Source organism: Parabacteroides sp. An277, from assembly GCF_002159645.1.
GTDB lineage: Bacteria > Bacteroidota > Bacteroidia > Bacteroidales > Tannerellaceae > Parabacteroides.
The window spans coordinates 25,539-31,991 of record NZ_NFJB01000035.1; the positions used below are offsets into that span (position 1 = coordinate 25,539).

The 6,453-nt window shown below is 48.7% G+C and carries 7 protein-coding genes; 4 read left to right on the forward strand and 3 right to left on the reverse strand.

Annotation, left to right across the window (positions count from 1 at the left end; genetic code table 11):
- Positions 1 to 72: 72 nt before the first annotated feature.
- Both tsaD and B5F77_RS12645 read left to right on the forward strand, forming a co-directional pair.
- Positions 73 to 1,107, forward strand: coding sequence for a tRNA (adenosine(37)-N6)-threonylcarbamoyltransferase complex transferase subunit TsaD (gene tsaD / locus B5F77_RS12640; RefSeq protein ID WP_087331298.1), 1,035 nt, complete (start codon positions 73 to 75; stop codon positions 1,105 to 1,107).
- 18 nt (positions 1,108 to 1,125) lie between these two features.
- Entirely contained in the window at positions 1,126 to 1,596 is a 471-nt protein-coding gene (locus B5F77_RS12645) for a CinA family protein (RefSeq protein ID WP_087331300.1), read from the forward strand.
- A 465-nt stretch (positions 1,597 to 2,061) separates the two neighbouring features.
- On the opposite strand, the gene B5F77_RS12650 is transcribed toward B5F77_RS12645, so the two are convergent.
- The 3 genes from B5F77_RS12650 to B5F77_RS12655 form a co-directional block, all read right to left on the reverse strand.
- Positions 2,062 to 3,105, reverse strand: coding sequence for a M20/M25/M40 family metallo-hydrolase (locus B5F77_RS12650; RefSeq protein ID WP_087331308.1), 1,044 nt, complete (start codon positions 3,103 to 3,105; stop codon positions 2,062 to 2,064).
- 227 nt (positions 3,106 to 3,332) lie between these two features.
- Complete coding sequence (locus tag B5F77_RS15750; protein WP_162607997.1) at positions 3,333 to 3,491, reverse strand: hypothetical protein; 159 nt, start codon at positions 3,489 to 3,491, stop codon at positions 3,333 to 3,335.
- A 249-nt stretch (positions 3,492 to 3,740) separates the two neighbouring features.
- The gene (locus B5F77_RS12655) at positions 3,741 to 4,889 is read right to left on the reverse strand and encodes a glycoside hydrolase family 43 protein (RefSeq protein WP_343225095.1); all 1,149 of its coding nucleotides are present in this window, start codon (positions 4,887 to 4,889) and stop codon (positions 3,741 to 3,743) included.
- Positions 4,890 to 5,036: 147 nt separating this feature from the next.
- Between B5F77_RS12655 and B5F77_RS12660 the strand changes: the two genes are divergently transcribed.
- Complete coding sequence (locus B5F77_RS12660) at positions 5,037 to 5,984, forward strand: site-specific integrase (protein ID WP_087331305.1); 948 nt, start codon at positions 5,037 to 5,039, stop codon at positions 5,982 to 5,984.
- A 219-nt stretch (positions 5,985 to 6,203) separates the two neighbouring features.
- Positions 6,204 to 6,453, forward strand: a 250-nt coding sequence (locus B5F77_RS12665) for a DUF3575 domain-containing protein (protein WP_239446349.1), incomplete at its 3' end; no start/stop codon positions are given.

Consider the following 6,453-nt stretch of genomic DNA (forward strand, 5'->3'; position numbering starts at 1 on the left):
CACAAAAATAAAACAATATCGCGAGAGATTTCGTTATTTTGCAGAAATTTGCAGACAAAAAACAGAGATTTTATGAGCATAACCATTTTAGGAATCGAATCTTCGTGCGATGATACGTCCGCTTCGGTCATCCGAGACGGCGTCATGCTATCGAACGTTATCGCCAGCCAAGCCGTGCATGAGGCGTATGGTGGCGTGGTGCCGGAACTGGCTTCGCGGGCACATCAACAGAACATCATCCCGGTCGTATCGGAAGCTATCAAGCGGGCGGGCATCGATAAATCGGAACTCTCAGCCATTGCCTTCACGCGCGGACCGGGCTTGATGGGTTCGCTTCTTGTCGGCACCTCGTTTGCGAAGGGATTGGCGGCATCGTTGGATATCCCGATGATTGAGGTCAATCATTTGCAGGCGCACGTCCTTGCCCATTTCATCAAAGAGACGCCGGACGACGACCATGCGCCTTCGTTCCCTTTCCTTTGCCTTTTGGTATCGGGCGGAAACTCGCAAATCATCCGCGTAAAGGCTTATAACGATATGGAAGTGATTGGGCAAACCATCGACGACGCAGCGGGCGAGGCTTTCGACAAATGCGCGAAGGTCATGGGGTTGGGCTATCCGGGAGGTCCCGTCGTGAACCGCCTCGCCAACGAGGGAAACCCGCACGCTTTCACTTTCAGCAAGCCGCACATCGCGGGATATGATTATAGCTTCAGCGGGCTGAAGACTTCGTTCCTCTACACCCTGCGCGACGCTTTGAAAGAAGATCCGGATTTCATCGAAAAGAACCAAAAGGACCTCTGTGCCTCGCTGCAGGCGACGGTCGTCGACATCCTGATGGGCAAGCTCCGGAAAGCGGCCAAGGATTTAGGCATCAAGGAGGTTGCCGTGGCGGGAGGCGTGTCGGCCAATTCCGGATTGCGCGATGCGTTCCTCGACCATGCCCGGCGGTACGGATGGAAGGTGCATATCCCAAAATTCTCGTTCACGACAGACAACGCCGCGATGGTTGCTATCACGGGCTATTACAAGTTTATGGACAAAGAATTCTGTCCGATGGATGCTGCGCCCTTCTCGCGCGTAGTGAATAACATTGCTCAAAAATGACACGGAAAGAATAACACAATGGATTCATTTTTAGACAGATTGATACCCTTGCTCAAGGAAAAGAACTTGACGATAGGCACGGCTGAGAGTTGCACGGGCGGCAACATGGCTCACGAAATCACTGCCAGAGCGGGCAGTTCGGCCTATTTCAAAGGCGGCATTGTATCGTATTGCAACGAGGTGAAGCATAACGTTTTGGGTGTATCAGAAGAGGATTTGGCTCGCTACGGAGCTGTCAGCCAGCCGGTAGTCGAACAGATGGCCAGGGGAGCCATGCGCGTGTTGGAGTGCGATTGCGCCGTGGCGACGTCGGGCATCGCAGGTCCAGGGGGCGCCGTGCCGGGGAAACCGGTCGGAACCGTCTGGATAGCTGCTGCTTACCACGAACATGTCGTCTCGAGTTGCTTCCACTTCTCGTCCGACCGCGCGGGGAACATCGAAGCCGCTACACAGGCCGCGTTCCAATTGTTGCTCGACCTCCTGATGTAATTTTTAGGCACAGAACACGGATTTCACCGAAAAACAGCTCATAAAAGCCATGTTTTCCACGAAATCCGTGCTTAACAAAAGCGCATACACCACAAGAAAGGGCTTCTGTTGTTAAAATAAGTATCTATTTTCGCAACCAAGCCCTTGGGAGGTGATAAAAAGTTAATATTCCAACGACCAACCCCTTGGTTAGTGAAAATAAGTGTTTATTCCCGCCTCCCAAGCCCTTGTTCAGAGAAATAAACCCTTTTTTTGCCCCCAAAAAGCTCTTTTTAGCCCAAATAAGCGTTTATACACAACAACCAAGCCCTTGGGAGTCGTAAAAAAGCATATTTTCACGTCTGCCAAGGGCTTGCTTGCCGACAAAAAGTATTTTTTCGCATCCTGCCACCTCTTACCCGTCGACAAAAAACACTTATTCGAGAGCAAAAAGGGCTTGGGAGGTATCTCTAAGTACTTTTTGGCTTAAAAATCTTTCTCGTTCGCCATATTCCAGATGTTCAGGAAGGAAGCCTTTGTAATGTCGACCACCTTGTCCCAATTAATCTTATCGGCATGGTCGCTGGGAAGATGGTAGTCCGGATGCCCGTTCGTATGATACCAAATGATAGGAATGCCGAGCTTGGCAAAGGTACCGTTGTCGCTGCCTCCTACGGGGTTATCCCACGCGCGATAGTCGGGCTTCAGCTTCAGGCCATACTCTTTGATGTCATCTTTCAGCCACTTTTCGAACGTCGGGTGCGCCTGGGTGTAAAAGTAAACGACGCCCTCCGGGTTCGCCTCGTCGTTGTTGCGGCCAATCATGTCGAAGTTCAAATAACCCTTCACTTTATTTATATCGGGGAAAGACTGGGCAAAAGCACGCGAACCGAGGAGACCCTTCTCCTCGCCGTCCCAAAAGGCAAAGATGACCGTGCGCTCCGGTTGGACGCCTGTAGCCAGGAAGGCCCGCGCAATCTGCAACACCGCCGAGACGCCCGACGCGTTATCGTCCGCACCGTTGTAAATCTGGTCGCCATCGAGCATCGGGTCGTACCCCAAATGGTCGTAGTGCGCGCCGACAATCACAATTTCGTTCGGATTCTTTCCTTCAATCATGCCGAGGACATTGCGCATATCCAATTTTTGATGCACTACCTCTTTTAACTTGGCGATAGAGTCGGGTTCAACCTGCCAACGTTGCCCTTTCTTTTGGCGTTCGGCATGATACGCTTCAAAAGGATGGAAATAGGAATCACCTACGGGCTGGATGCCCAACGCCATCAAGGTAGAAGCGATGTACTCGCCCGCGACGCGTCCGCCTTGCCACCCAGCTTCGCGTCCCTGCAAATCGTCGCTGGCCAAAAAGCCGATGTGCGCTTCGGCTGTTAAGCGGTTAATCGAATTCACGCCGTACGCCTCGGCGGTCTTCCGGTTGATAGACTCGACTCCTGTCTTCTCCGGAGCCTGTGCCCAAAGAGTCGTCCCTGCCAAAAGGGAAAGGCACAACCATGTAGCTTTTCTTTTCATATTTGTGTCATTGTAATAAAACATCATTCAAACTTAAAACGCCTACAAAGCTACAAAAAAAATAGGGAAGAAGCATACGTATGGACATAAAAAAAGGTCCTTTCACTTGATATACAAGATAGAAAGTACCGCCTCCTTTGTATCTCTTACCAACCTTTCGGTGGCAAGAGATGTCATCTTACTAACATAACAACATAATAAAACTAAACACTCACATCAAAAGCGCATCAATTAGCGCCTCCTACCGCATTGAGCGAACCTTCCAAACGCCGAATCTTCGCATTCAACATTTGGCACATCAAACCATTTTTCATTGTTTGGTAACGTTCCAATTGGTAACGTAACATCGCCAATGCTTGCATTACTTTGTCATTTTTCTCCATCATACTATTTTGGTTTATAGCCTCGCGTCCGAGGCTGGGTTAATACTTAATACTATTTATAACCTAAACTTGTCCTTTTGGACGGTGCAAAGATACAAACATTTTGCAGAATTATGTTCTACAACATAGAAAATAATTAGGTTTTTATTCTTTTTTAAGTTCAGCTCCGCTTCTTTAGGAATTGACAATGGATAATGGACAATTGACAATTACCAGTATAACAACCAATTGTCAATTGTCCATTGTCAATTATCAATTGAAATACTCCATTGTCCAGCTATCCATCCACTCGACTACCGGCGTTCCGTCGGCCTTGAATTGGATAGGAAGCCAGATGTAGCGCGCATCGCTCGGATGCTCTGGCCGCCAGATATCGGCCATAAAGAGGAAGGCATCCTGCTTGCCCGGTATCGGCAAAACGAAAGTACTCTGTCCGCCAAAAGTCAGTTCGGCTTTAGGTCCTACACAGGGATTCGGATGCTGCGTCCAAGGTCCCCAAATCGACGGAGCCGAAAACATGCGCGCCTCATTAGGTACCCAGCCCGTGCAACCGGAAGTAATCATCCAATAGGTCCCGTCTGCCTTTTTGAAGATGGCCGGTGCCTCGTTCGAGCCTGAGGGTGCCACCCGCACATACTTGCCGGTATGACTCAAGAAGTCGTCGCTCAGCTCGGCAATATGCAACGTGAAATTCTCTTCGGAGGCAAAGATATGGTACGCCTTGCCATCGTCGTCTACAAAGAGCTGCATATCGCGAGCCATTTGTCCGCCCTCCAAATCGCGCTTCAGGAACAATCCCTTCACTACGGCCTCTTTCCACGCCGGCGTATCCCACTCATATTGTTCTACGTTCAGCGTATCCAACAGCGCCCGCTGCTCTTCAGTCATATCAAACGGAAGCTTACCCGGATTGATGCGACCCGAACCGATATAACGGAACGGACCCGTCGGTGTATCGCTCTCGGCCACCGCCGAACGAGCCGCCAAATAACCCTGCCCTTTCAATTCGAGATGGAACCACATCACGAACTTACGCGTCCGCTCGTTGTAAATCACCTTCGGACGCTCCATGATACAACCTTGGATAATATCGCTCGTCGTATCTGTCATCTCGACCGGCAAAGCCACGCCTTCGTTCGTCCAATCCGTCAGGTTCTTCGACGAATAACACATGATGCCGACCATCGCGTTGCTCGTCGTGTCGGACTTGTTCTCGCCATACCAATAATAGGTTCCCTCATGATACAAAATACATCCACCATGCGCATTGACATGTACTCCCTGGTTGTCTGGCCAAATCTCGCCCGACCGAATGGGTTTCAACTCCTGCTTAGGCGAACAAGCCAGGAGCAACAAGGCACAGCATGCGCCCCATACAAATAATAAACGTTTCATATAAATTAATTATTAGTTTAACCTTTTCGCAAAAGTACGACATTTCTGCCAAAATATAAGCATAAACGAAAACGATTATAACGACAAACGGAAACGATTATAACTATATTTGAAAAAGAATATAACGAGAATTCGAACGAAAACAAACGATATATGCAATCAAACGATAAACAACGTGCCAAACCATCACTTTGGTTTTCGGCCTATGTACAAGTACGAGTAAACGAAAAACGTCGGTTGGGCAAAGAAAGCACAGCTGAACTTTACCGGGCGGCGGGCAACCATTTTCTTCGTTTTTTAGGCAAAACGGATTGCCGGATGAAAGACATTACGCCCACGATGATTTCCGATTTTACCTTTTATCTGCAAAGTTTAGGGTTGCGTACCAACTCCATCAATAGTTACTTGAGTAGCCTTCGTGCGATTTACAATGCAGCCTACAAAAGCAACCTCTTTACCATCCTCCGCCATCCGTTCGCCCAACTGAAGCTGAAACGGGAAATGACTGAAAAGCGGGCGGTAGCTATCCAGGTGATAGAACGCATGGCCAGCGAAGAGTGGCCTCTGGAAAGATTGGAAAAGGCGGCCGACCTGGCAGTGTTCAGTTTCTTGGCGTGCGGGATGCCGTTTGCGGATATTGTACGACTAAAGAAAACGGACATTGTAGATGGAGAGCTTTCGTATCATCGCCGTAAGACCGGCACGCGTATCTCGCTCAAAGTAACGCAGAGCATGAAGTTGATTTTCGAGAAATACGCCAACGACTCGCCCTACCTTTTTGCTTTGGCGGACAAAGGATATAGTCATACGCAATACAAACGGTTATTAGCCTTGCACAACCAGTCGTTGCACGAGATTGGAAAGCGGTTGGGCGTCGAGACGCGGCTCACCTCCTACGTCATGCGGCATACGTGGGCCACGGAGGCGTTCCGGCATCATGTCCCGGTAGCTATCATCGGAAAAGCGTTAGGTCATTCTTCCGAAAAGACAACGCGCATCTATCTTTCCCAACTCGACCGCACCGAACAAGACCAAGCCAATGCCTTAGTGACCGCTACTATTGATAAAATGATTAGAGAAAAGAAAAAACCTTATTTATGAAATAAGAATGAACAGCCGCTGATGCCAGATACAAAGGAAGAAAAGCCTATTATTTTGAAAAATAATCTGAGATTTATTTTGCGTTCACGATATTTATTTCTTCTTTTGCAACGGGGTTTGACCTTATTTCATAAATAAGGATGACAAACAAGATTCAATTCACTAACAAAACATATTAAACTAAGTCGAATTATGAAGACGACATTTATTTGTGCAGCTATGGCGCTACTGCCGCTCTGTCTCCAAGCTCAAACGCCACTGGAGGAAGAGAAGGGAGCGATAGTAGGCGTTAAAACGAACATCCCTTATTGGGGGACTGCTACGCCAAACTTAGGAGTGGAATTCCGCTTGGCCAAGCATTGGACGTTGGAGGCGGAAGTGGGACTTAATCCATTTACTAACAAGCACGACGACGGCAGTTTCGGCAAATCTATCAAACATTTTCGCTTGCATCCGGAAGTGAGGTATT